The 25,653-nt window shown below is 65.7% G+C and carries 23 protein-coding genes and 1 pseudogene; 15 read left to right on the top strand and 9 right to left on the bottom strand.

Annotated features, from left to right (window positions below; genetic code table 11):
- Nucleotides 1-23: 23 nt before the first annotated feature.
- Nucleotides 24-1,190, bottom strand: coding sequence for an FAD-dependent oxidoreductase (locus tag RS901_RS29145; RefSeq protein WP_316153984.1), 1,167 nt, complete (start codon nt 1,188-1,190; stop codon nt 24-26).
- 186 nt (nt 1,191-1,376) lie between these two features.
- On the opposite strand from RS901_RS29145, the gene RS901_RS29140 reads away from it, so the two are divergent.
- The 8 genes from RS901_RS29140 (at nt 1,377) to tssL (ending at nt 11,665) form a co-directional block, all read left to right on the top strand.
- Nucleotides 1,377-2,114 carry an XRE family transcriptional regulator gene (locus tag RS901_RS29140; RefSeq protein WP_316153983.1) on the top strand — a complete coding sequence of 246 codons (738 nt, stop codon included), beginning with the start codon at nt 1,377-1,379 and terminating at the stop codon, nt 2,112-2,114.
- Between the two features lie 297 nt (nt 2,115-2,411).
- Complete coding sequence (locus tag RS901_RS29135; RefSeq protein WP_316153982.1) at nt 2,412-4,970, top strand: type VI secretion system Vgr family protein; 2,559 nt, start codon at nt 2,412-2,414, stop codon at nt 4,968-4,970.
- Nucleotides 4,971-5,061: 91 nt separating this feature from the next.
- Complete coding sequence (locus RS901_RS29130; RefSeq protein ID WP_316153980.1) at nt 5,062-5,859, top strand: DUF4123 domain-containing protein; 798 nt, start codon at nt 5,062-5,064, stop codon at nt 5,857-5,859.
- Nucleotides 5,846-6,463 carry a DUF3304 domain-containing protein gene (locus RS901_RS29125; protein ID WP_316153979.1) on the top strand — a complete coding sequence of 206 codons (618 nt, stop codon included), beginning with the start codon at nt 5,846-5,848 and terminating at the stop codon, nt 6,461-6,463. Before RS901_RS29130 ends, RS901_RS29125 begins: the two co-directional genes overlap by 14 nt.
- Complete coding sequence (locus RS901_RS29120; protein ID WP_316153978.1) at nt 6,463-7,191, top strand: DUF3304 domain-containing protein; 729 nt, start codon at nt 6,463-6,465, stop codon at nt 7,189-7,191. Before RS901_RS29125 ends, RS901_RS29120 begins: the two co-directional genes overlap by 1 nt.
- 101 nt (nt 7,192-7,292) lie before the next feature.
- Nucleotides 7,293-7,910, top strand: a complete 618-nt coding sequence (locus RS901_RS29115; RefSeq protein ID WP_316153977.1) for a DUF3304 domain-containing protein — start codon at nt 7,293-7,295, stop codon at nt 7,908-7,910.
- Nucleotides 7,907-10,294 (top strand): DUF2235 domain-containing protein, encoded by a 2,388-nt coding sequence (locus RS901_RS29110; RefSeq protein ID WP_316153976.1) that lies wholly within the window; start codon nt 7,907-7,909, stop codon nt 10,292-10,294. The genes RS901_RS29115 and RS901_RS29110 overlap by 4 nt, the downstream gene beginning before the upstream one ends.
- A 63-nt stretch (nt 10,295-10,357) precedes the next feature.
- Complete coding sequence (tssL, locus tag RS901_RS29105; RefSeq protein ID WP_316153975.1) at nt 10,358-11,665, top strand: type VI secretion system protein TssL, long form; 1,308 nt, start codon at nt 10,358-10,360, stop codon at nt 11,663-11,665.
- A gap of 55 nt (nt 11,666-11,720) precedes the next feature.
- Here tssL and RS901_RS29100 read toward each other — a convergent pair whose 3' ends face one another.
- A complete protein-coding gene (locus tag RS901_RS29100; RefSeq protein WP_316153974.1) occupies nt 11,721-12,122 on the bottom strand; it encodes an IclR family transcriptional regulator domain-containing protein in 402 nt (133 codons plus the stop codon).
- Nucleotides 12,123-12,162: 40 nt separating this feature from the next.
- Between RS901_RS29100 and RS901_RS29095 the strand changes: the two are divergent.
- Both RS901_RS29095 and RS901_RS29090 read left to right on the top strand, forming a co-directional pair.
- Nucleotides 12,163-12,309, top strand: a pseudogene (locus RS901_RS29095) (porin); the annotation flags it as partial.
- A 33-nt stretch (nt 12,310-12,342) separates the two neighbouring features.
- Entirely contained in the window at nt 12,343-12,573 is a 231-nt protein-coding gene (locus RS901_RS29090; RefSeq protein ID WP_316153973.1) for a hypothetical protein, read from the top strand.
- 185 nt (nt 12,574-12,758) lie between these two features.
- On the opposite strand, the gene RS901_RS29085 is transcribed toward RS901_RS29090, so the two are convergent.
- Both RS901_RS29085 and RS901_RS29080 read right to left on the bottom strand, forming a co-directional pair.
- On the bottom strand, nt 12,759-14,063 hold the full coding sequence (locus RS901_RS29085) for an MFS transporter (RefSeq protein ID WP_316153972.1): 1,305 nt from the start codon (nt 14,061-14,063) through the stop codon (nt 12,759-12,761).
- Nucleotides 14,064-14,168: 105 nt separating this feature from the next.
- Nucleotides 14,169-14,762, bottom strand: coding sequence for a TetR/AcrR family transcriptional regulator (locus RS901_RS29080; protein ID WP_316153970.1), 594 nt, complete (start codon nt 14,760-14,762; stop codon nt 14,169-14,171).
- Between the two features lie 163 nt (nt 14,763-14,925).
- Between RS901_RS29080 and RS901_RS29075 the strand changes: the two genes are divergently transcribed.
- The 5 genes from RS901_RS29075 (at nt 14,926) to RS901_RS29055 (ending at nt 19,358) form a co-directional block, all read left to right on the top strand.
- Nucleotides 14,926-15,693 (top strand): glucose 1-dehydrogenase, encoded by a 768-nt coding sequence (locus RS901_RS29075; protein WP_316153969.1) that lies wholly within the window; start codon nt 14,926-14,928, stop codon nt 15,691-15,693.
- Nucleotides 15,694-15,929: 236 nt separating this feature from the next.
- Complete coding sequence (locus tag RS901_RS29070) at nt 15,930-17,276, top strand: MFS transporter (protein ID WP_316157315.1); 1,347 nt, start codon at nt 15,930-15,932, stop codon at nt 17,274-17,276.
- 81 nt (nt 17,277-17,357) lie between these two features.
- A complete protein-coding gene (locus RS901_RS29065) occupies nt 17,358-18,473 on the top strand; it encodes an NADH:flavin oxidoreductase/NADH oxidase (protein ID WP_316153968.1) in 1,116 nt (371 codons plus the stop codon).
- Nucleotides 18,474-18,502: 29 nt separating this feature from the next.
- Complete coding sequence (locus RS901_RS29060) at nt 18,503-18,925, top strand: VOC family protein (RefSeq protein ID WP_316153967.1); 423 nt, start codon at nt 18,503-18,505, stop codon at nt 18,923-18,925.
- Between the two features lie 265 nt (nt 18,926-19,190).
- Nucleotides 19,191-19,358, top strand: a complete 168-nt coding sequence (locus RS901_RS29055; protein ID WP_010812488.1) for a hypothetical protein — start codon at nt 19,191-19,193, stop codon at nt 19,356-19,358.
- Nucleotides 19,359-19,391: 33 nt separating this feature from the next.
- Here the strand turns inward: RS901_RS29055 and RS901_RS29050 are convergent, their stop codons facing one another.
- The 5 genes from RS901_RS29050 to RS901_RS29030 form a co-directional block, all read right to left on the bottom strand.
- Nucleotides 19,392-21,224 (bottom strand): hybrid sensor histidine kinase/response regulator, encoded by a 1,833-nt coding sequence (locus RS901_RS29050; protein ID WP_316153965.1) that lies wholly within the window; start codon nt 21,222-21,224, stop codon nt 19,392-19,394.
- Entirely contained in the window at nt 21,224-21,859 is a 636-nt protein-coding gene (locus RS901_RS29045) for a response regulator transcription factor (RefSeq protein ID WP_316153964.1), read from the bottom strand. Before RS901_RS29045 ends, RS901_RS29050 begins: the two co-directional genes overlap by 1 nt.
- A gap of 305 nt (nt 21,860-22,164) precedes the next feature.
- Nucleotides 22,165-23,766: a hypothetical protein gene (locus RS901_RS29040; RefSeq protein ID WP_316153963.1), complete on the bottom strand. Its 1,602-nt coding sequence runs from the start codon at nt 23,764-23,766 to the stop codon at nt 22,165-22,167.
- A gap of 193 nt (nt 23,767-23,959) precedes the next feature.
- Nucleotides 23,960-24,601, bottom strand: coding sequence for an AraC family transcriptional regulator (locus tag RS901_RS29035; protein ID WP_316153962.1), 642 nt, complete (start codon nt 24,599-24,601; stop codon nt 23,960-23,962).
- Between the two features lie 125 nt (nt 24,602-24,726).
- Nucleotides 24,727-25,431: a Crp/Fnr family transcriptional regulator gene (locus tag RS901_RS29030; protein ID WP_316153961.1), complete on the bottom strand. Its 705-nt coding sequence runs from the start codon at nt 25,429-25,431 to the stop codon at nt 24,727-24,729.
- Nucleotides 25,432-25,653: the final 222 nt, after the last annotated feature.

Here is a 25,653-nt window from a genome sequence, read left to right as displayed (position 1 = left end):
TAGCGGTTGGGGGGAGATGCGATTCAGGCCGAAGCGGCCAGGCGGCGCAGGCGCGCGGGCCCGAGCATTTCGGCGCTCAGGCCGAACGACGCGGGATGCGCCGGCACCGGCAGGCCGCGCGCCAGCGCGGCACAGGTCTCGCCCATGGCGGCCGAGGTCTGGATGCCGTAGCCGCCCTGGCCCGCCACCCAGAAGAAGCCCGGCACGGCGTCGTCGAACCCGCCCACCAGGTCGCCGTCGGCGACGAAGGAGCGCAGCCCGGCCCAGGTGCGCGCAGGGCGGCGGATCCTGAGCGAGGTCGCGGTCTCGATGCGGTCGATGGCGAGCGCGATATCCATTTCCTCGGGCTGGACGTCCTGTGGCTCGACCGGGTCGGCATTGGCCGGGGAGCCCAGCAACATGCCGGCATCGGGCTTGATGTACCAGTCCTCGTCGGCGCCGAAGACCATGGGCCAGCCGCTGGTGTCCATCTCCACGGGCGGCGCGAAGACGAAGGCAGAGCGGCGGCGGGGTTCAATCCCCAGCGGCTGCACGCCGGCCAGCCGCGCGATGACGTCGGCCCAGGCGCCGGCGGCGTTGAGTACCACCGGCGCCGCATATACTGCCCCGCCAGCCTCCACGTGCCAGTGGTCCCGCACGCGTGCCATGGCCGTGACTTCGGCATCGCACACCAGCTTGCCGCCGGCCTGGCGCATGCCGCGCAGGTAGCCCTGGTGGATCGCGTCCACATCCATGTCTGCGGCGCCGGGCTCATAAACGCCACCGGCCAGTTGCTCCGCGCGCAGCGCCGGTACGCGTTCGCACGCTTGCGCGGCACACAGCAGGCGGGCGTCGGGATCGACGGCGCGCACCACGTCCCAGTGCGCGTCAAGCAAATGCTGTTGCCCGGGGCCGGCGACCATCAGCGCGCCGCGCGGCGTGAGCAGCGGGTGCGAGGCAAAACCCGGCGGCGGATCCTGCAGGAAGGCGCGGCTTGCCATCGTCAGCGCGCGGACCTGCGTGGTGCCGTAGCTTTCCATGAACAACGCCGCCGAGCGGCCGGTCGAGTGGTAGCCAGGCTGGGCTTCGCGTTCGAGCAGGATGACGCGGCCATGGGGCGCGAGCCAGTACGCGACGGAAGCACCGGCAATGCCGCCTCCGATGATGAGATAGTCGGTGGGAATCGGTGAGGCAGCGTGAATCGGGCGCATGGATCAGGTGGCAGGAGAGCGCCTGCGGGGCGCTCGTGCATTCGGAATGGGAGTGAGTGTAGGCAAGAATTTGCGTATATGCAAATTGCGGATACGCAAATCTTGCGCTAAGGTGGGCGCCAGGGGATGAGCCTTGGCGCGGTCTGCTCTGTTAGCATTCCGTCCAACGGAAAAAAGGACGCAGGCTTGAAACCACACACCGCCCAGGGGCGCGGCAGCGGCATCGGGACCGATGACGACGAGTCGCGCACGCTCGACCGCGAAACCTTTGGCAAGCGCCTGCGCTCGGCGCGCAAGGCCTTCGGCTGGACGCTGGCGCACCTCGCCGAACTGTCAGGCGTCTCGATCACCACCATCTCGCGTGCGGAGCGCGGGCAACTGGCGCTGGGCTACGAGAATTTTGCCGCGCTGGGCCAGGCGCTGCAGATGGACATGGGCTCGATGTTTGCGGGTGCCGGCACGAAAACGTCACCGTTCCAGGGGCCGGTCGTGACCCGGGCCGGCGCGGGCGTGACCTACCGGGGATCGTCGCTGACCTATGAATTTCTTGGCACAGAGGCCGTCGGCAAGCAGATGAGCCCGGTGCTCGGCACCGTGCATGCGCGCCGCATCGAGGGCCCCGGTGACTTCTCGCGCCATCCCGGCGAGGAGTTTGTCTATGTGCTCAGCGGCGAGATCGAAATCCACTTCGACAACGGCGAGAAGGTGCACCTGGCGCGGGGCGATGCGTTGTATTTCGATGCCCGCATGGGCCACGCCTACATCAGCGTAAGCCGGCAGCTCGCCCGGATCGTGGGCGTGACCACCAGCGAAAGCAACTTCATGAAGTCGGCCCAGGCGGCGAAGCCGGAGGCGGTGCGAAAACGGACCGTCGGGCGCTCGCAGGGGAAAGCCGCCGCGACCAGGGGCAAGGGCAAAGGCTGAAGGGGCCGGAACCCGCGCTTTCAGGGTCCGGGGTGAAACATTGCTTGCGGAGCCCCGCGTGGCCGTGGATGCGTCCTGCGGCATGGGGCGGTGTTCTTGGCCATGTTCTACGTGGCCGACCAGCAGTTGTCGCATTTCTTCACGGCGCCGGCGCGGCTTGCATGCCGTTGCGAGCAGGCTGTCCACTGGTGAATTCAGTTTTTTTGAATTCTGGTTTTATTTTTCTTGAGGCGCAAAATCAGAATCGCCTGATTTATTTTTCGACAGCACCATTTTTACTATCCATCTTGAGTTGCAGTGCCGTCATTCAATGACCGCCGCAGCGATAGCGTGCCGCGAGACGCAGCGTATCCAGTCACTGGTTTTTTTCGGCACGAAAGCGTTCAACTCCACGGAGTGCTTCGCATGGGTAGCCGATTACCGTTTTCCTCCCGTACCGTTACCGTATCCGGTGATGGGTTGCCGGAACTATTGGGACAGCCGCTGCTAGTATTTTCCAGGCTGTCCGGCACCGAGGGTATCAATTCGCTGTTCGAGTATGAGCTGGAACTCAAGACGCCGGACGACCGCAATGTCCTGTACGGCCCGGAGGGCGATTTCGACCTGGAAGCCATGCAGGGCAAGGAGCTGACAGTCAGTATCGAACTGGACGGCTCCGGCAGCGGCCTGGACGGCGGCCTCGGCAGGGGCAAGCGCGAGATTACCGGGATCGTCACCGACGTGCGCGGCCCTTACCACGAAAACGAACGCATTCGCTATCGCCTGACCTTGCGCCCCTGGTTTTGGCTCGGCACGCTCACCTCCACCTTCAAGCGGTTTCAGAACATGAATGTCCTGGAAATCGTGGAGGCGGTGCTGAGCAGATATACCTTTCCGGTCGAGCGCCGGCTTTCACTCATCGAGTATCCCAAGCGCGAGTATCAATTGCAGGCCGGCGAGACTGGCTACCAGTTCGTGCGCCGGCTGCTCGCAGAGTGGGGCCTGAATTTCCATTGGGAGCACACGAACGGCCATCACCGCATGGTGCTGACGGATGGCAATGGCGCCTTCCAGAACATCCCCAGCTTCGCCTATCACACCATCAACTGGTATCCATCCTCGGACCGGGTGGACGAAGAGCACCTCCACCAATTCGAAGTACGCGATCGCCTGATTACAGGCTCGTGGGCGCACGGGGATTACGATTACAACCAGCCCCGCGCCGACCTGAATGTCTCCGTCGACGACCCCCGCGAGACCAGCCATGCCACCTATGAACTGTACAGCTGGCCGGGCGATTACGTTCAGCCCAAGACCGGCAATGACGCCCGCAAGGAAGGCGACATGCTGGCGCGCATCAACATGGAACGCCTGCGGCAACACGGCGTGCGGGTGCGCGGCCAGGGCAACGTGCGCGCAATGGCGCCGGGCCACACCTTTACGCTGAAGCGCTTCCTGCGCGCGAAGGCCAACCGCGAGTACCTGATTTTTGCCACGCGCCTGCTAATCGAGGACGTGGGCGAGTTCGCGGGCAGCGACCAGCAATGGCGCTGCGAGGTGGAGTTCGAAGCCCAGCCCACCAGCGAAATCTTCCGGCCCGAGTCGGTCAGGAAGCCTTACATCGGCGGGCATCACATCGCCAGGGTCGTCGGCCCGGCCAATCAGGAAATCTGGAGTGATGATCTGGGACGGGTGCGCTGCCAGTTTGTCTGGGACCGCTACGGTAGTTTTGACGAGAATAGCTCCTGCTGGATTCGCGTAACCGGCTTCTCATCGGGCGGTCGCTTCGGCAACACGCACCTGCCGCGCATCGGCCAGGAAGTCATTGTCATATACGAGGGCGGAGACCCGGACCGGCCAATCATCATCGGGCCTGTCAATAACCGGCTGAACCTGCCGCCGTGGCAGTTGCCCAGCCAGCATGCATTGTCCGGCTACCAGAGCAAGGAACTGTTCGGCGGAGGCCGCAACCACACCCTCTACGACGACACGCAGGGCCAGCAGCAGGTGCAAGTCGGGTCGGACTACCAGAACAGCCTGCTGGCCCTGGGCCACAATGTCCGGGTGAAGGGTTGGGAGGGACGCAAGGACAAGCGAGGAGAAGGGTTCGAACTGCGCACCGACGCGCATGGGGCGCTGCGCGCCGCACTTGGCCTGCTCATCACCACCTTTTCGCGCCTGAACGCTGAAGGCAACGCGATGAATGTGCGGGATGTCGTCCAGTTGCTCGAACAGGCACAGCGCATTGCCGCCACCATGGGAGAGAAGGCGACTGAAGCCCAGGCCCAGGACGGCGAACAGACCGATATTGCGAAACTGCTGGAAAAGCAGCTGGAGCAAATCCAGGGCGGAGGAGAACTGAAGGAATTTACCGCCCCCCATCTGGTATCGGCCAGCCCCGCCGGCATCGTCTCCACCGCAGCTGGTTCGACCCACATCGCCAGCGGCGGCGACACCGCACTGACCACGGGGGAACACCTGTCCGTCACCGCCGGTGGCGGCTTCTTTGTCAGCGTGCGCAAGGCGCTGCGCATGTTTGCCTATGAGGCTGGCATGAAGCTGGTTGCAAACATGGGCGATATCGACTTGCAAGCCCTGAAGAACAATATCAACCTGCTGGCGAAGCTCAAGATCACCCTGACCGCCGACGAGATCATCATCCAGGCCAGGCAGAAACTGTTGCTGGCAGGCGGCGGCAGCTACCTGCGACTGGACGGCAACATCGAGCATGGCGCCAACGGCAGGTTCACCGTCCACGCCGCCAGCAAGCTGCTGACCGGGCCGAACAGCATCCCGACGGAACTGAGCACAAAGCAGGTCTGCCTGGAATGCCTGCTCAAGGCAGCCAGGCGCAACACGGGCCTGCTGCTGCGCTGACCCGAGACCGGCGATGACAACCGAACCAAACCCCGTCTATATCTACGCGCTCGCCGACGGCGCCCAGCACCCGCTGCTGATTGGCGACCTGATGCGCGAGGCCGCCGAGCACCGTAATGTGTATGCCGGCCTTCCCGAGGAAGACGCGGGCGACGCCTCGCTGTTCCTGGCGCGCATTGCAGATGCGGACGAACCGTGGCTTGCCAAGCTGGACGAACTGGACTTGCTGGCCCCCTGCATGACCCTGATCTGGAGCCGCGTCGGCATCGACGCGCTCGCCACGCACCTGCGGCAGTTCCTGATCGCCGACCTCGGCGACGGGCTGAACGCCATGGTGCGATATTTCGATCCGCGCAACCTGCGCACGGTCATGACGCTGTGGGGCGAAGAGACGACGCACAAGCTGATGGAGCCCATTCTCCAGTGGAAGTACCGCGGCCACGAGACCGAATGGAAGCGACTGGATGGGCCGCTGAACGGCAATCAGTTCGAGACGACACCAGTTGCCATTACATTCGATGAGCAGCAGGTTGATGACTTCATGGCGCACTGCGAGCCGGATCAGATGCTGGCGGGCCTCGTTGAAGACGGCACCGTACCGGGCGAAGGTCCCTACCTGCCGCGCTTCCTGGATTTCGTTGCGCGTTACAAGCGCGTGGCTGCCTGGCGGCTCATCGAGCCCGCCGACCGCCTTGGGTACTGCCAATACTCGTACCGCTATGGCGCCGACTTTGATCAGGATCCAGAGGTGTACCGCGCGTTGGAACAACGGCTGCATGAGGGCGGCAGCTTCAACGCCTGCATGGCCCATGTTCCTGAATACGTGTGGAAGCGCGTGATTGCCAGGCAGGCCGATCAACAGACGGAGAAGAACGATGACAAAAAATAGCTTGCATCGGATGCGCGCACATCGATGGCAAGCCGCTCTGGTGTTGTTGGGCGCGCTCGGTGCCCTTTCCGCCTGCTCGGGCGAATCGCGGACTGACTTGGCGGCCAAAGCCGCCGTTGGAGCTGAGGAGGAGAAAATTAACTTCGGCAGCGCTCGCGGTCTGAACTACTCGTCCGATGCAATCTATAGCTATTACGTCACGGGTCCACGTGGAATGAACGGTGGTGGCGGAAACATGGGGCCTGCATACAAAGAAGGACCTGCCGAGCCTGGCGAGATGTGTTGCGTCGGCATCCCTCAGCCATGGAAGCCCGGCACGCAGCTACGCATCGAATGGGAGCGCGACCGCAAGCCCTTTGACTACAAGGACAGAAGTGGGCTGGCGGTGCTGACTGCCACGGTCACCGTGCCGGAATATGGTCCAGATACCTACGGCTTTTGGGCGATATTCCTGCCGGGGGATCGTGTCAAGGTCATGGTCATGGACGGCAATGCGAATGGCCACAATTCCGTAAGAACGAAGCCCGCTGATGACGACCCTTTCATCGTCCGTGGGGTACGTGACGAGGCCCTGACCCAGCAAGCACTGAAGAGGTTTCAATAATGAGCGCATTCCGCCTGCCCAATGCCATGCCGGAAACGAGCACCGGCCGCCTTCCCGAGGGAAAGCGGGCCTACGAGAACGGCATTACCACCAACAAACGGAGAAGAACGATGGCAAAGAATGGCTTGAATCGGAAGCGCACACATCGATGGCAAGCCGCTCTGGTGTTGCTGAGCGCGCTCGGTGCCCTTTCCGCATGCTCGGGAGAGTCACGGTCTGACCTGTCGGCCGATGCCGCCGGCGGGGCCGCCAAGGAAGAAATCTATGGGGGTGGCGTGCGCGGGCTGAACTACTCGTCAGATGCAATCTATAGCTTTAGCGTCACCGGGCCACGTGGCATGAACGGTGGCGGCGCAAACATGGGACCTGCATACAAAGAAGGCCCTGGCGAAGCGGGCGAGAAATGTTGTATCGGGATTCCGAAAGTCTGGAAGCCGAATACGCAACTGAAAATCGAATGGGAGCGGGACCGCAAACCCTTTGACTACAAGGACAGAAGCGGGCTGGCGGTGCTGACCGCAATCGTCACCGTGCCGGAATATGCGGCAAGAACATCAGGCTTTTGGGCGATTTTCCTGCCAGGAGACCGCGTGAAAGTTATGGTGGCGGACGGCAACGCCAATGGGCATAACGATCTCAACGTCAGACCTGCCGATGACGATCCTTTCATTGTCAAGGGAGTGCGTGACGAGGCCCTGACCCAGCAAGCACTGGAGAGATTTCAATAATGAGCGAGGGCGCACCTTCAATGCCTCCATAGCGGATGTCCCGGACTACGTGGGGAACCGCGTGATGGTCCCGCAGGCCGATCAACAAATGGATAAGAACGATGAGAACAAGTAGCTTGATGCGGAAGCGCGCTCCTTCATGGTTCGCCGCGCTGGTGTTGCTGGGCGCGCTTGGAGCCATTTCGGCATGCTCGGGCGAATCGCGGACTGAATTGGCGGCAAAAACCGCCGTTGGAGCTGAGGAGGAGAAAATAATCTTCGGCAGCGCTCGCGGTCTTAACTATTCGTCCGATGCAATCTATAGCTATTACGTCACGGGTCCACGTGGAATGAACGGAGGGGGCGGCAAGATGAGCCCGGCTTATGAGGAAGGGCCTGCCGAGCCTGGCGAGATGTGTTGCGTCGGCATCCCTCAGCCATGGAAGCCCGGCACGCAGCTACGCATCGAATGGGAGCGTGACCGCAAGCCCTTTGACTACAAGGACAGAAGCGGGCTGGCGGTGCTGACTGCAATCGTCACCGTGCCGGAATATGCGGCAAGTACATCAGGTTTTTGGGCGATTTTCCTGCCAGGAGACCGCGTGAAAGTTATGGTGGCGGACGGCAACGCCAATGGGCATAACGATCTCAACGTCAGACCTGCCGACGACGATCCCTTCATTGTCAAGGGAGTGCGTGACGAGGCCCTGACCCAGCAAGCACTGAAGAGGTTCCAATGATGACCGCTTTCCGCCTGCCCATTGCCATGCCGGAAACGGATAAAGGTCGCCTTCCCGAGGGAAAGCGGGCCTACGAGAATGGCAAGACCACCGTGGACGATCCCCATGGCGACTGTGAACAGACGATTCACATCAACCTGTTCTTCGATGGCACCAACAACAATGACGATGTCAGAACTCCTGCCCGCTGGCGGGATTCTACCCACAAGACGCACACCAATGTTGCGCGGTTGTTCAGGGCCTGCCCTACCCGCCCGCAGCAGGGGATCTTCAGTTCTTACATTGCAGGAGTCGGCACGCTCTTTCACGATCTGGGCGAACACACCTATAGCAGTAGTGGCAAGGCTTTTGCGAGCGGCTTTGCCAAACGCTGTGCCTGGGGTTACACGCGCGTGCTGAACGCCGCGCACGAAGCAATGACCGGTGTGCGCGGCGATGACCTGATCAAGGACGACGAAGCTACGAGAATCTGTGAAAAACTCGACTGGAACCTCGGTTCCTCCTTGCTCACCACCAAGGAAAAGCACCTCGGCAGCCTGCATGAGTCGCTGGTTCAACAATGCAAGCGCAACCGCCTCATCAAGAAGGCTTACATCAACGTGTTCGGCTTTTCGCGCGGCGCGGCGGGCGCCCGGGTGTTCGTCAGCAAGCTGATCAATTACTGGGCCAGGGCCGGGAAGCTGGCGGGCAAGATCGACTATGAAGTCAACTTCATGGGGCTGTTCGATACGGTCGCGTCGGTGGGCCCGCCCGAGTCGTTTCAATCCGCCGTGGATTTGGAATACTTCGACGGACATTTCTGGGCGGCAGGGGGCGGCGCCCTGAACATTCCCGCCCAGGTGCGGCGGTGCGTGCATTTCTTCTCCATGCATGAACAACGCATGAGCTTCCCGCTGGATTCCATCCGCAAGGGGAAGAGCTACCCGGCAGGTGACAGCAAGCTGCTGGAGGTGCCCTACCCGGGCGTCCACTCAGACGTGGGTGGCAGCTACGCGCCGGGCGACCAAGGCAAGTCGGCCAAGGGCGAGGGGCACCGGCTGGGCAAGATTCCGCTGCACGACATGTACGTCGAGGCACTGAAGTCTGGGGTTCCCTTGACGCTGAACGACAAAGGGGCTGCGAACCAGATGGATACAGATAGTTTGGCAGATTTCGCCATCGACCCCGCCGTTGCCAAGGCCTTCAACGACTGGCGGGCGACACTGCCCGCCATTGACGGCGTGGAGAAAGCCCTGGAATTTGGCCTGCGGCAAAGCCTGCAATGGCGCACCTTGCGCGCACGCTGGCACACCGGCACCTACGTTACCAACCAAGGGTTCTACCACTATTGCGCGGAGCCGGCGAACAAGCGCGAGGACAGCAAGACTCCCCAGCAACTGCGCACGGACGTGGATAAGACAAGGAAGGCCGATCCCGTAATCCAGAAGCTGGAACAGGACAACATCCAGTTGAAGCTTCAGGTCCAGCAGCTCAGAGACCGCGCAATGTTTCCCCAGACGACTTCGCAGTCCATGGCGGATTTGACGAAGCGCCGAGCCCTGGAGGCCAGGGTTGCCGCGAACGATGCCGCCATCGCCGCGCGAGAGAATGAGCTGATGGCGGAGGCGGTTGGCAAGGACCCGGCCGACTGCCGCCCTGGGGAAGGTGCCGACGAATTTGTCACCAATGACCGCACCGACTTGCTGGAGGCGGCTGAGGAATTCCAGTTGCTATTGGGATACCTGCACCCCGAGCTTCAGCCCAGCTTGAATGTGCGGAAGGAAATGATGGCCCGGCCGGTCTTTTCACCCATCGGGGCAGCGGAACGGGTCGCCAATGGTTTCAAGTACCTGGCGACCCCCCGCGCAGAGCGTCCACGCACGGATTCGAAGCTGCTCGTTATGGTCGACGACGATATCTTGACCAAAAGCGCTGCCGTTCGCGGTTATTGGCCCATCGATGACGTATTGGTGGAACCTGCGCCGGAGATGATCCTCTACCTGAGGGCCACGACCGCTGCCAAAGCCGTGGACGACTTTGCCTTGCGCGAGAAGGCAGCCATTGAGTTGTTCGATAACTACATCCACGACAGCCGCGCCTGGTTCCGTGTGCCGAATTTCCACGAATACGCACCAGGCGGCTACGGGTGGGCCAGGACATTCTTTGTCGGCGACAACAAGGCGGTGCGGCACCTCGGCATGAGCGCAAAGGGCGTGTTGGACAAGGTGCAGGATACCGCTCTGGCCGTCGAGCGCGAAATCGATGCCGCCAGGGACAGGGCGATACGGGCATTGGGCGACGCGGCAGGGTGCGCAGCGGATGCCGCCCGGGATGCAGTCATCGATCAAGGCAAGAAGGCCATGGAAAGAGTCATCCCCTCGGGATTCCCGATGCCAAGACTGTGACGGGCGCGCGATGGCAAAGGCACGGCTCATGCCGCATCCGTCAATCCTTGAAGGAACGCCAACATGACAGCATGGCTAGACAAAGATGATCCCGCGCCGCAACGGACGCGGCCGCCGAAACCAGGCTCCTCTGCCAGGCAGGCCGTAACCGGCCAGGAGGCCCAGGAGCCCGCCACGAAGCTTCTCCCTTCGGCCAAGACCATCGAGGCCCGCATCGCCGAGATCAAGGGTGCGCCCAATCCCATGCTGAAGGCCGCCAGACCGCTGCTGCGCGCACTGGCAGACATCCCGCCCAAGCTGGACAAGCGCGGTGCGGTGGAACGTCTGCGCGCCCTGCTGGAGCAGGAATTGCGCACCTTCCAGGCGGTGTGCGACCGACTGAACATTGACCGCAAGCACACCACCGCCGCGCACTACGCGCTCTGCACCGCGCTGGATGAGGCCGTGAGCCATACCGAGTGGGGCGGCGGCAGTGCGGCTTCGCTGGGCGCATGGCCTGGCAGCGCCCTGGCCTCGACCTTCCACCAGGACCGCGAGGGCGGCACCAAGGTGTTCCTCATCCTGGGCCGGTTGGTGGAATCGGTGGCCGAGAACATCGGCCCCATCGAGGTCTACTACCACATCCTCTCGCTGGGGTTTCAGGGGCGGTATCGCGGCGTGGCGGACGGTGACCAGCAACTGCACGCGATCCGGGGACGCCTGCTCGATGCGATCAGCAAGCACAACGGACCGGTGCCCAAGGAACTGTCTCCCCACTGGCAGCCCGCCCCGCCTGGCCGCTTCCATCACCTGCGCGGCATCCCGGTCTGGATGACCGGGGCAGCGGGGCTTCTGGCCGTCGCTGGCCTGGCCGGATACTACAAGTACCAGCTGATGCTCCGGGAGCGTGACGTAATGCAACAGATCGAGGCCATTGGCAACCTGACTCCGCCCCCGGCACCGAAGGCGTTGCGCCTGGCCGAGCTGCTCAAGGACGAGATCGCGCGCGGCGTGGTAGCTGTCAGGGACGACAACCACCGCAGCACCGTAGTGTTCCGCGGCGACGACATGTTTGACGCGGGCCGGGCCGAGGTCAACGCGAAGCTGACGCCGACGCTGAACAAGGTGGCGGGTGAAATCAACAAGTTGGAGGGCAAGGTGCAGGTGATCGGCCACAGCGACAACCAGCCCATCAAGAGCGCCCGCTACCCGTCCAACCAGGTCCTGTCCGAGGAGCGTGCCGCCATGGTCAGCGAATACCTCGCCAGCCAGGGCGTCGCCAAGGGACGCCTCGAAGCCATCGGCAAAGGCGACACCGAGCCGTTGACGGACAACAAGACCCCCGCCGCCCGCGCGGCGAACCGGCGCGTGGAAGTGGTCGTCACACAGTAGGAAGCTCGGACGCCAAGGCGGGCTAAAAAGGGCTGTTGAGCCGGCGGTTTCCCCTTCACGCGTTCTCTTCCGCTTGCTGGTTCACCGACAGCGCCTGCGCCGTGCGGATCAGCAGCGCCCGCGCTTCATCCAGCGTTGGCCCGACATGCCGGTCGATCCTGCGGATATACGGCCACGTCAGCACCGCCATCGCATGGCCCCTGGGGTCGAGGATCGGGCAACTGATATCCGTGACGCCAAAAGACTGCAGGCTGTCGCGCTGCTTGTAGCCCAGCTCCCGGAGCGACGCGAAGGTCTGCTCCAGTTCCTCGCGCGGGATCTGCACTTCCCCCTCCACCGCATGGTGTTCGTCCAGCATCTGCTGGCGCCGCGTGTCGGTCGGGCAGGCCAGCAGCACGTGGCCTGAGCCGGTATCGATCAGGCTGACGCGCGCCCCTGCCGGATTGAAAGCCCCCACGCGCCCGGTCCGGGCACCTGCGCCACGATCAGCACGCTGGCTGTCCAAGCGCACGCTGCTCTATGCCAGCGTCGGCACGGTGCTGAACAGCGCCACGGCGAACTTCTCGGTGGAAGCCACCAACAACAACCCGGCACCAGGCCGCAACCAGCTGGGCGCGTACACGGGCATTGCGCATTCGTTCTGAATGCCCTGCCAGTCATCAGGGAAGGAGACAGCAATGAAGACGACTCTACGACTATGGCAGCTTGGTGCACCGCTCATCGCCGGCGCCTCGCTGTTGGCCGCGTGCGGCGGCGACACGGGCGCTGACACCACGCAGGCCAGCGCGGCCCCGGCATCCATGCGGGTGCCGGCAGCGGCCGATGCAGCGAAGGCCCCTGCGACGCGTGAAGACACGCTCGCGTGGTATAAGGGCGCCAAATTCGTGGCTTACGCGAAGGGAGGTTGAAGCTGGCACCGAGGCAGCGCAGGCGAGTGTCCTGTTCCGTAGATAGCTCGCCAAGATGAAATCGTCCAGTTGGCCGTCAGACTAGGCGCGAGGAGGCGCCACAGCCGTAGCTATGGCAACGACGAGCAACCACGCATGGCGGCCAACCGGGCGATTTCATGGCAAGGTATTTGCGGAACAGGACACTAGGCCCGCGCTGCCTCGGTTGCCGCCGCCGCGCGTGTCCGGCTGGCCATCAGCGCCAGCAACGCCGCCACCATGCAGGCCGCACCGGCCGAATACAGCGCCGGCGTATAGGTCAGCAGCAGCGTACGGCTCAGCCCCGCGCCGAACGCTGCCACGGCCGCGCCAATCTGGTGGGCCGCGAAGATCCAGCCGAACACCATCGGCGCGCGTTCGCGCCCGAACGCGGTGGCCGCCAGCTTGATCGTGGGCGGCACGGTGGCGATCCAGTCCAGGCCGTAGAACATCGCAAAGATCGACAGGCCGTACAGCGTGAAGGTCGAATGCGGCAGCCAGAACAGCGACAGGCCGCGCAGCGCGTAGTACCAGAACAGCAGCTTGCGGCTGTCGTAGCGGTCCGACAGCCAGCCCGACAGGATGGTGCCGACGAAATCGAACGCACCCATCATCGCCAGCGCCGAGGCGGCCGGCACCGGGCCCATGCCGAAGTCGCCGCACAGCGCGATGAAATGGGTCTGGATCAGCCCGTTGGTGCTCAGGCCGCAGATGAAGAAGGTGCCGGCCAGGACCCAGAAGGTCTGGGTACGGGCGGCATCGCTCAGCACCAGGAACGGCCCGCGCAGCGTGAACGGCGTGACGGGCTGTGCGGCGGGCGGCGTGGCTGGATGGGCCGGGACTTCGCCGAACGCTGTCAGGCCGACATCGGCGGGCCGGTTGCGCATCAGCGCGAATACCAGCAGCGCCAGGGCCGCGCAGGCAGCCAGCACCGGCAGCACGGCCACGCGCCAGCCCATATGCTCGATCAGCCAGGCGGCCACGGGCAGGAAGGCCAGCTGCCCCGTTGCTGCGCTGGCGGTCAGGATGCCGATCACCAGGCCGCGCCGCGCGCTGAACCAGCGGTTGGCGACCACGGCCGCCAGCACCAGCGCTGTCAGTCCGGAGCCGACGCCCAGCATCAGGCCCCAGGCGACAAAGAGCTGCCACAACTCGGTCGATACGGTGGCCAGCGCCATGCCACTGGCAATCAGCGCCAGCGCGGCGCAGACCACGTTGCGCACGCCGAAGCGCTCCATCAGCAGGGCGGAGAAAGGCGCCATCAACCCGAACAGCGCAAAGCGGAAGGCCAGGATCGATGAGATCTGGTCGGTGTTCCAACCCATCTCCTGTGTCAGCGGCTTCAGGAACGCACCTGGCAGGCCAAGCGCGGCCGAAGTGGTGAGCATCACCAGGAAGGTCAGGGCGGCGACCAGCCACGAGTAGTGGATGCCGCGCCGGTCGAGCCGGCTGGAAAGGGCTTGCGCGAACATGGGGGTCTCGTTGTCAGGGTCTAGGAGGCGTTGGCAAAGGGCAAGGCGTAGCCATCCCCGCCGCGCCTGGCGGCGGGGGTGTTTCAGGCTTGGGGAAAACGGGGTTTAGGCGGTGCTGCCCAGCAGGCGGCTCCGCACGGCGTTCAGCATCTCGTCGGAGAGCGGATCGCCGTCGGTAGCACGCGCCAGCGTGAGGGCGCCCACCAGCAGCGCCATGCGCACCAGCGCTTCATCGTGGCGCACCTGCGGGTCATCGGATTCAACGGTCTGCGCCATGTCGTCCACCATCACGCGCAAGCCTTCCACGTAGGCCTGGCGCACGGGCTTGCCGGCAGGTTCGCGGGCCACGTCCACGGCCAGTGCCGCGGCGGCACAGCCCACGCCCGGGCTGGCGCAATGCGCGGCGCTCAGGTAAGGCTCCACCAGGTTGGCCAGCATGGCCTTGCGGTCGCCGTCGGCGCGGGCCAGGCGGCGTTCCCAGCGGGCGGTCGATTCTTCAAACGCGCGCTTGCAGGCCTGCGCGGCCAGCGCGTCCTTGGAGGCGAAGTGGCCATAGAAGCCACCGTGGGTCAGGCCCGCGTCGGCCATCAACTCGGCCACGCTGACGCCATTCAGGCCGCGTTCGCGGAACAGCCGCGACGACGCCTGTTCGATCGCCTCGCGGTTCTTGTCGGTTTGTTCGCGTGATGCGCGTGCCATCTGAAGACCTCTTCGAGATTTCTGCCTTGACCGGAGTTTAGATGATGGCCATACTTTATTCAATAGATGACAAGCATCATTTATGTCTGTTATCCCTTTCGCCGCATTTATGCCGATGTGCTGTCGAGGCGCCGGCTCCCAATCCTCACAGGAGTGATCAGTCATGCAGAATCTATTCGACCTTAACGGCCGCGTTGCCGTCATCACCGGCTCCACGCGCGGCATGGGCCTGGAAATGGCGCGCGCGCTTGGCGCGGCCGGCGCCGCCGTGGTGGTGTCCGGGCGCGATCCAGGCGCGGCGCGCGACGCCGCCAGGCAGCTGGAGGCCGAGGGCATCCGCGCCACCGGCGTCGCCTGCGATATCGCCGACGTTGACAGCGTGCGCGCCTTTGCCGGGCAGGCGCTGGCCGCGTACGGGCGCGTCGATGCACTGGTGCTCAATGCCGCCGCGAGCGGCCAGCCCGGGTCGATGCTGAGCCAGGGGCCTGAGGTGTTCGAAGCTGCCATGGCGGGCAATGTGCGCGGCAACCTGGTGCTGGTGAACGCCCTGGCGCCGCAGATGATCGATCGCCGTGACGGATCCATCATCTTTATGTCGAGCATTGCCGCCAAGCGTGGCTCTGCCTTCCTGGGGATGTACAGCGTGACCAAGGCCGCCATCGACCAGGCGGTACGCAGCCTGGCGCTGGAGCTGGGGCCGTCCGGCATCAACGTCAACGCGATCAATCCCGGCCCGGTGCGCACCGAGTTCTCCCGCGACGCGCTGTGGGGCGACCCGGAGCGCGAGGCGCGGCTGGCTGCCGGCGTACCGATGCGGCGCATCGGCGAGGCCAGCGATGTCGCGGGTCTTGCCGTCCTGCTGGCGGCACCGTCCGGGCGCTTCATCAACGGGCAGAGCATCGGCGTGGATGGCGGGTTGTCAGTGCAGTAACCGCGGGGGCGTGGCACCGGCCAGTGCTCAGTGTCATTGGCCGGGCAGGGATCGACAATGTACATACATATGAACGCGTCTTCAGCACGTTGAAGGGTTTTCCCGTATCGTCTTGACCTGACGATCACCATGCCTCGTGTGCAGCCTTTGCACCACTAGTCCCGGCATGGCGGCAACCGGTAAAGACATTGTCCAGCACAGCCCCCCTCCAGTCCGCCTCGACCGCGGACGCCGCCATGACCTCGCGCGAGCGCCGCGGCATGGCCGCCATCCTCATCGCGGTCGCCCTTGCCACCCTGGATACCGCGATCGCCAACACGGCGCTGCCGTCGATCGCGGCAGACCTGCGCGCCACACCGGCCGCGTCGGTGTGGGTGATCAATGCCTACCAACTGGCGATGGTGTCGACGCTGCTGCCGTTCGCGGCGTTGGGCGGCGTGGTGGGCCACCGGCGCATCTACCTTGGCGGCGTGGTGCTGTTCACCGCCGCCTCCGTGGTGTGCGCGCTGGCGTGGTCGCTGCCGACACTGGCGGCGGCGCGGGTGCTGCAGGGCATCGGCGCGGCGGCCATCATGAGCGTCAACACGGCGCTGATCAGCGCCATCTTCCCCACGCACCGGCTCGGGCGCGGGCTTGGGCTGAACGCGCTGGTAGTCGGCGTTTCGTTCGCGGTGGGGCCGACGGTGGCGTCGGTGATCCTCTCGTTCGGCACGTGGCCGTGGCTCTTTGCCGTCAATTTGCCGATCGGGCTGCTGGCGCTGGCGATCGGGCGCGGTTCGCTGCCGCAGACGCCGCGCAGCACGCACGGCTTCGACCGCGTCGCGGCGGGGCTCAGCGTGGTTGCCTTTGCCGCGCTGGTCCTCGCGCTGGGCGAGGGCGCACAGCGCGCGCCGCTGCATCTGTCGCTGGCCGCAGCGGGCATCTTCGTGGTGACGTTCGGCCTGCTGCTGTGGCGCGAGCGCGGCCATCCGGCACCGATGCTGCCGGTGGACCTGTTCCGGCGGCCCATGTTCGCGCTGTCGACGCTGACCGCGGTGTGCTCCTTTGCCGCGCAGGGCCTGGCCTTCGTCTCGCTGCCGTTCTACTTCCAGCACGTGCTCGGGCGCGGGCAGGTCGAGACCGGTTTCCTGCTGACCCCATGGTCCGTCGTGGTAGCGCTGATCGGGCCGCTTGCCGGGCGCCTGTCTGACCGCTATCCGCCGGCCGTGCTTGGCGGCGTGGGGCTGGCGGTGCTCAGCGCCGGCATGCTGTCGCTGGCCATGCTGCCGGCCGACCCCAGCGCGCTCGATATCGGCATCCGCATGTGCATCTGCGGTGCGGGTTTCGGCTTCTTCCAGTCGCCCAACCTCAAGGCGTTGATGACGAGCGCCCCGCGCGAGCGCAGCGGCGGCGCCAGCGGCGTGGTGGCCACGGCGCGGCTGCTGGGGCAGGCCAGCGGTGCGGCGCTGGTGGCGCTGTGCTTTGGCATCGCCGGCGACCACGGGCCGGGGTTGGCCCTGGCGCTGGGCGCGGGCTTCGCCGGGCTGGCCGCGATCGCGAGCTGGCTGCGGCTGGCAGCGCGCGATCCGTTGGCGGCGGCGTAGCGGCGTGGCCGGGCCGGCAGCAATTCCGGCGCCGGCCTAGAATCGATAATTCCTGTCCGATCCCCGCAAGGAGCAGCACGCATGAGCCTTCTGTTCGAACCGCTCGCCATCGGCGAACTCACCCTCGCCAACCGCATCATCATCGCCCCGATGTGCCAGTATTCCGCGCAGGATGGCAATGCGGGCGACTGGCACATGATCCACCTTGGTTCGCTGGCGCTGTCCGGCGCCGGCATGCTGATCGTGGAAGCCACGGCGGTCTCGCCCGAAGGGCGCATCACGCCGCAGGACCTGGGCCTGTACTCGGACGAAAACGAGGCGGCGCTTGGCCGCGTGATCAATGCGATGCGCGCGCATTCGCTGATCGCCATTGCGATCCAGCTGGGGCACGCCGGCCGCAAGGCGTCCAGCCAGGCGCCGTGGGATGGCGGGCAGCAGATCGCGCCGGATGCGCCTGGTGGCTGGCATGCGGTGGCGCCTTCCGCGGTACCGCATGGCGCGGAAGAAGCCGCGCCTGTCGCGCTGGATCGCGCCGGCATGGACAAGGTGCGCGATGACTTTGTCGCGGCGGCAAGGCGTGCGGCGCGGCTGGGGCTGGATGGGATCGAGATCCATGCCGCGCACGGCTACCTGCTGCACCAGTTCCTGTCACCGCTGGCCAATCATCGTGACGACGAATACGGCGGCAGCCTGGAGAACCGCATGCGGTTCCCGATCGAGGTGTTCGACGCGGTGCGTGAGGTGTTCCCGGCTGAGCGTCCGGTGTGGATGCGTATTTCCGCAACCGACTGGGTGCCGGGCGGATGGGATATCGAAGGAACGGTGGCGCTGTCGAAGGCGCTGAAGGCACGCGGCTGCGCGGCGATCCACGTGACCACCGGCGGCGTGTCGCCGCAGCAGGCGATCAAGCTCGGGCCCGGCTACCAGGTGCCCTACGCGCAGCGCGTGAAGGCCGAGGTTGGCCTGCCGACGATTGCGGTGGGCCTGATCACGGAGCCGGAACAGGCCGAAGCCATCATCGCCAACCATGAAGCCGACGCGGTGTCGCTGGCCCGTGCCATGCTGTATGACCCGCGCTGGCCCTGGCATGCGGCCGCGCGGCTGGGTGCAAGCGTGCAGGCGCCGAAGCAATACTGGCGCTCGCAGCCGCGCGAACTGAAGGACCTGTTCGCCGATGCGGCTTTCGGGCAGCGCTAGGCTGCCGGTCGACACAGGAGGTACCCGCCATGAAACCCCGGATTACGCTGATCACGCTGGGTGTCGATGACCTGCAGCGTGCGGTGCGCTTTTATCGCGACGGCCTGGGCCTGCCCACCGCCGGCATCGTCGGCGAGCAGTTCGAGCACGGCGCAGTGGCGTTCTTCGACTTGCAGGCCGGGTTGAAGCTGGCGGTCTGGCCGCGCACCAGTCTTGCGCATGACACCGGACTGCCGGTGACGCCGCGCGCGCAGACGGATTTCTCGCTGGCGCACAACGTCGGCGACAAGGCGGAAGTGGATACGGTGATGGCCCAGGCGCGGGCCGCGGGCGCCCGCGTGGTCAAGCCGGCGCAGGATACGTTCTGGGGCGGGTACGCCGGCTATTTCCAGGATCCCGACGGGCATCTGTGGGAAATTGCCTGGAATCCTGAGATGCTGCCCGCGGATTGAGACCGGCGCGGTGCGCGCCTTGCGCATGCCCGAATCCCTTGTATCAAGACATTGCTTTGCGGCGCTGCATCATGACTGGTGCGGTGCCGCAAAGGGATTTCCATGATTGCCACGCTCCGTCGAAGTGGTGACTATCATTTCAACAGACAGCCATAGCATGCTGGCGACGGAGCGCCCCCCACGCATTCCCGCAAGACCCCCGCATCACGCCGCCGTCGGCAGCCCACCGAAGTAAAGCATAAGAACAATGGCAAGGGAGACATCCATGCAAGTCTATGACAGCCTGCTGTATGTGACTGCGATGGTGCTGGTGTGTTTGTATGTGTATCTGGGCGTGCTGTCCCGCAGCACCGCGATTCGGCTGGGTTCCCCGGCGATCGTTGCGGGGCTGGTGCTCGCCTATTCGCTGTCCCCGCTGCACTCGGGCGGCTGACGCCGCCGGCCCCCGGCTGAGCGGGGGTGCTGCTTACCTTGCCACGGCCGCCGCCTGACGGTCGGGATTGCCTTCGCCCTGCGTGGCCGGGTCGCGCAGCAGCGTATCGATCGCTGCCTGTAATTCCTGCGGTACCACCGGCTTGTGCAGCAGCGCGGTGCCGGACGCGTGCGCTGTGCGCAGCCGGTCTGCCGCCGTATCCCCCGTGATGATGATTGCTGGCACGTGCCGGCCCAGCCGCTGGCGGATCGCGTCCAGCGCTTCCTGGCCGGTGCGGTGGCCGCGCAGGCGGTAGTCCGCCAGGATCAGCGCCGGGGTGAAGGAAGACAGCAGCGCGAGCGCTTCTTCCTCGGATTCGGCCGTGCGGCACTCGCATTGCCACGCCGCCAGCAGTTCGGACATGGCGGTGCGGATGGCGGCGTCGTCGTCGATCACCAGCACGCGCAGCCCGTCCAGGCCGTGCGGCGCCGGCGGGCGTGGCGCTTCTTCCGGCGTGCCCCATGCCAGCGGCATGCCAAAGCGAAACACCGAGCCGCGCCCGGGCCGTGAGCCCAGCGTCACGCGCGTGCGCATGGTGCGCGCCAGGCCGTCGACAATGGCCAGCCCCAGGCCCAGCCCCTTGCGCTGGTCGCGTTCCGGATTGCCGAGCTGGTGGAATTCCCGAAAGATGTCACGGTGCTGCGCGGCGGGTATGCCGATGCCGGTGTCCCATACCTCGACCACGGCGTGCAGCCGGCGCATGCGGCAGGCCGCCAGCACGCCGCCTTGCCGGCTATAGCGGATGGCATTGGCGATCAGGTTGCGCAGCACCAGTTCGACCAGCGTGGGGTCGCCGTAGAGCATGGCGGTGGTATCGCGCGTGCGGTACACCAGCCCGCGTGCGTCGGCCTGTGGCGCGAACTCGTTTTCCAGCTTGTGCAGCAGCGGCTGCAGGCGGAAGGCGCGCGCCCGGGGCGTGATCACGCCGGCCTCCAGCTTGGAGAAATCCAGCAGCGAGTTCAGCATCTCGCGCGCCGCGCCGGAAGAGGCTTCAATATGCGCCACCAGCTGGCGCTGGCGTTCATCCAGCCCGGTGCGCCCGAGCGATACCAGAAACAGTCCCATGGCATGCAGCGGCTGGCGCAGGTCATGGCTGGCGGAGGCCAGGAATACTGACTTGGCCCGGCTGGCGTCTTCGGCCGCATGCTGTGCGGCCTCGGCGCGCGCGGTCTGCTCGCGCAACTGCGAGATCAGCTCCACGTTCTCGAATTGCAGCGCAATCGCGTGCCGCGCCACGCGCGCGTAGTTGCGGGCAAAGACCAGCAGCACGCACAGGTACAGCGGCGTGCCGAGAAACATCGGCAGGTACTCGATATCGCCGGTGGCAAGGAATGCGATCCAGACCGGCACGATCGCAGGCAGGAAGAAACCGATTGCCACCGGCAGGCATGCCGAGAACACGGCCAGTGCCGCCGCGCTCATGCCGGCGATCAGCGACAACACGCAGATCACCACCGCTGGCTGGCGCACGTCCAGGTACAGCCATGCCACCAGGCCCCACAGCGCGCCGATCAGCGTCAGCATCGCGGTCATGCCGCGCGCATAGCGCCCTGCGCCGGCTTCGGACAGCCGTCCCGGCAGCCGCAGCCGGCCGAAATACGCAATCGCACAGGCCAGGGCCATCGCGCACGCCCAGGGCAGGGAGCCGGGCCGGCTGCCGGTCAGGGTCAGGCCCGTCGCCAGGATAAAGGCCGCCAGCGAGCAGCCCAGCATGGCACTGCTGAAGCTCTGGTCGATCAGGGTCATCTGCGCGGCCAGTAGCCGCGGCTCGTCGTAGCGTGGCAGCCACGGCAGCCGGATGCGTGACGATGCAGCAAGGTCCGCCATCACCGCGCCGCCTGCACCAGGCCGCGGCGCTGGGCTTCAAGGATGGCTTCCACGCGGCTGACCACGCCAAGATGACTGAGGATGGCCGCGACATGGACGCGCACCGTGTTTTCGGACAGGCCCATATGGTAGGCAATGACCTTGTTCGAGCGGCCGAGCGTGAGCTGGTGCAGCACCTCCAGCTGGCGCGGCGTCAGCGTGCTGGCGGCATAGGGCGCCGGGGGCGGTTGGATGCCGGCATCGGCATCGCCGGAAAAATGCGTGCCGCCTGCCAGGCAACAGGCGATCGCTTCCTCGATCTCGCGGGCATCGGCGGACTTGGGCAGGAAGCCCGCGATGTCGCGCCGCACCTCGGCCGGGATGATCTCAAGGCCCGATGTGCCTGACACGATCAGGATGCGCGCGGTGGGGAAATGCCGGCGCAGCACCTTGACGCCTTCGATGCCGTTCAGCCCCGGCATCTGGATATCGAGCAGCAGGATGTCCACGGCCGCGCCGCCATGGTCCTGCACCGCCTGCATCACCGAGCCGGCCTCGATGATATGTGCCACGCTGGGGCTGTCGGCCAGCACCATGCGCAGGCCGGTGCGGAACAAGGTATGGTCGTCGATCAGCAGCAGTCTGGCCTGGGACATGGGCGAGGGGCGGGCAGCGGGCGAAAGCCATTGGACAAGAATCCCGGGCGCTTGTCCATGCACAAGGTGCGTGCGTGCGACTAGTCCGGAAAGATTATTTGCCGCGCGGCGGGGCGGTGCGAAGATTCGGGGCGTGGGCAGTTCCGCGACGTGCCTGCACCGCTTTTACTTACCCACTACCACCCGGCGGTGGGTATTTTTTTGCCTGCGGTCGGAGTGGGAAAAAAAATGCCGGTGCCGCAGGGCGGCACCGGCTTGCTTCGTGTCCGGGCGCGGGGTGCCCGGATTCACGGCTGGCGGCGAGGTTACGGGCGGCCGACCGAGATATCGTAGAACGATCCGTTCACGGCGATGCCGAGGGTCAGGCCGGTATTGCCCGGGATCAGCGAAATCATTTCCGATGCATTGCTGGTTGCGGCGCGATGGCGCAGGCCAACGGCCGGGCTGTTCACCTTCCAGACGTCCAGGCGGTTGTCTTCCAGGCGCTTGCGGGTGTAGGTGCCGGTCTGGGCGTCCACCGAGGCGATCGTGGTCGACCACACCGTCGGGCCGTTCAGTACGGGGGCCTTGCCGGAGTACAGGATTGAATCCCAGTACGAGCCGCCCGAGCCAACCGCTGGCAGCGCACGTGCGATCTGCTTGGCGGCGATCATGAAGCCGTCGTCGTGCGTGATGATGACGGTCACCTGGCCATCGGTGCCTTTGAACGCATAGGCAAACTGGACGCCGAAGCTGTCGGTGATCTTGAAGCTGCCGTCGGCGTTGGCGCTGACCGTCGGCAGTTCATTCGGCAGCCAGGCTTCACAGGTGTCGATGCCGGAGCAGTCCGCCCCCTTGGTCACCTTGCCCGCCGTATCGATGCTGAAGGTCACGCGACGCGGTGCATACGGCGTCGTGTTGTCGTAACGCTCCATGCCGAGGCCGTTCCAGTCGCCGGCCAGGTCGGCCAGCGCAATGGCCTGGGCCGGCACCAGCAGGGTGGGCAGGCTCGACGGCGCGCCCGCCGGCGGCAGCACTACGCCCAGGCCTGACTTGGAGACCAGCGCCGTGATGGTGGCGCCGTTCTCGCCCGGCACCGTGAAGCGGCAGGCATCCGCCGTGACGGCGGTGAAGGGGATCACCTCGGCGCCGATCTGGAGCTTCAGCGCGGCAGCATCGATCTCGCCGGTGGCAGCGGCCGTGGTGCCCAGCCCGAACACATGGTACTTGCCGGTTTTCAACCCGGCGCAGCTGGCCGCTGCCGGTTGCAGTGCGGTCTGGACCGCCGCCGCGCCGGCATTGGATGCGACTGCCGAAGAGAGCTCGGCCAGCGTTGTCCTGGATGCCTTCAGGCGATCGCCCAGCTGGTCCAGCAGCTTGTCCTGTGCATTGCCGGTGTTGGCGCCGTTGGCGGCCACCAGCGAGTCCTTGACCGGGTCGATGCTGGAGAAGTCGGCCACGCCCGTCAGCACCAGGCGCACGGCGCCGATGGCAGCGTTCACGTTGTCGGTGGAGAGCTTGGCCTGTGCGTTCGCATCAAACTGCTCGAAGAAGGCGTCGGTGTTGCCCTGTGCCAGCGAAGCGGTGACCAGTTCGGTCAGTGGCGTGATGTTGGCCGTCGCGGTGGTGCCGGTGCCGGCTTCGACCACGGAGTGCAGCGTGGTGCCGTCAGGCGCCTTGACGCTGAGCACGCAGGGGCGCGTGGCGCCTGCAATGCTGATGGTGAAGGTGCCGTCCGCCGCGGTGGTGGCGGTGCCGCTGCCCGATGCGCACTTGGCTTGCACGGCGGCATTTCCCAGCGCAGCGCCAACTGCGGCGGTGCCGCTGATCTTGGTGGTGGCAGGCGTCGTCGAATCCCCTCCACCGCCTCCACATGCCGACAGCACGGCTGCAGCCAGACCCGTCAAAAACAGATGTTTTGCTTTCATCCCTGTATTGCTTCCTGTGGTTTTTGTTATGGCAGGGCGCTGCGGTGATGGACACCTGGCTCATGCAGGACCCCGCCCACAGGGTGGCTGGCCCGCCCTGCGCGGCGCGATTCTGCGCGAAGCGCGCAAATGTCGCCAACCTTCGTTGCGGTGGTTGACAAATTCCCCGCGGTGTGACGCGGACGCCGCTGCGTCAGGCAGCTGTCGGCACAAGGCCGGGCCAGGTGGGGGCAGGCACTGTGGTGCGGTTGCCTGCCCGGCAATCTTCCACCAGGCGCGCCGCATCGATGCCGAACCAGTTCTGCCAGCTGCGCGCCAGTGCGCTGCCGGAACGCAGGCCGGCATGCGCCGCCAGCACGTCCAGCGAAGACACCGGGCCGGCGGCGGCCAGCGCGTGCAGGGCATGGGCGGCGCGTTGCTCGCGCAGCAGCGGGTGCAGCGCCTCGCCTTCGGCGAAGAGCCGGGCGCGCACCTGGCGTGCCGGCACCTGCCATTGCGCGGCCAGGCGCTCGACATTCCAGTCGGTATCGGGGCGGGAAAAGACCAGGCCGGCGAAGCGGCGCGACCAGGGCCTGTCGCCGGGCTTGCCGGCCAGGCGGGGACATTCACTGTCCGGGACGGCGGTCAGGACGATGGCGCAGGGGTGCTGCCACGTGCCGGGCAAGTCGCAGTCGAAGTGGGCAAAGGCGTGGACCACGAACGGGTCGCCGGGCCGCACCTCGCGCCGTGCATTGGCGTCGCGCAGGCTGGCCGTGCCATGCAGGGCTTGCACATGCACGGCAAAGGGGAAGCGCAGGCGGGCAAAGCGGACGTGGTGACGGCTGACAAGCGGCATGCGGAGGACAACCCGGAAGCTGAGCGGAGGGGGTGCGGCCGGTAACTGTCGCAGGATTCCACGGGCCGCGCAAGGCCGCGGACATCGTCCGGTCGATCGTTCACTGCGCCCCGGTGACGGCGGCGTTACAGCTCGGACAGCCCGAAGTGGCGCAGCCGGGGCAGGTCGGTCACGCGGATGCTCTGGTAGGACAGGTGGACCATGCCGACATCGGCCAGCCGGCGCAGCGCCTGGTTGACCCGCTGGCGCGACAGCCCGGTCAGCAGGCCGATCTCTTCCTGCGACAGCTCCAGCACGGGGCTGGTGCGCGGATACAGGTCCGGGTGGAATAGCTGCGCGATTGCCTGCGCCACGCGCGCATCGGCGCCCAGCAGGCGGTCGTTCTGCACGGTGGCGATGAACTGGCCCATGCGCTCGTTGAGCTGGCGCACGACAAAGCTGGCGAACGGCAGGCTCTGCGCCAGCAGCATGTTGAACACCGGCTCTGGCACCAGCAGCACCTGCGAGTCGCGGATCGCGATCACGTCATAGCGGCGGTCTTCGCGTTTGATCACGCTGCCTTCGCCGCACCAGCCGCCCGCGGGCACGCCTGAGAAGGTGCAGCCGCGCCCGTCGGGGGTATACACCGCCAGCTTGATCAGGCCGCTGTCCACCCCGATCCAGTGGCGCGACGGCTCGCCGCGCCGGGCGATGAAGGCGCCCGCGGCAAAGGACTGCAGCAGCGTTGCGCGCGCGGCCAGCGCCTGGTGTTCCGGCGCCAGTGCGCCGAACCAGGCATGGCCGGCAAGGACTGCGGCAGGGGCGGAAATCGGGTCTGCAGGTTCGCTCATGGCATGGACGCGCGGCTCGGGCCGGGTCCCTGTAAGAATCGTGTAAGCCTTGCCTGGCGCGGGTTTGCGGCAGGTTTGTCGTCTGGGCGACAGTGCGCCAGCGTGTGCGATGATAGCCTTGTGCCAGAAAAAGTGACAGCGCCGGATGGCGCGGACAATGGTCACATCGCCCCGGACATCGCTGCACCCATGCAGCGCATTGACAGCATCACGCGGCCTGTT

It is taken from the genome of Cupriavidus sp. BIC8F, from assembly GCF_032465815.1.
GTDB classification, from domain to species: domain Bacteria; phylum Pseudomonadota; class Gammaproteobacteria; order Burkholderiales; family Burkholderiaceae; genus Cupriavidus; species Cupriavidus necator.
The sequence above is the reverse complement of the archived record's forward strand: the minus strand, read 5'-3'. Positions and strand labels throughout refer to the sequence as shown.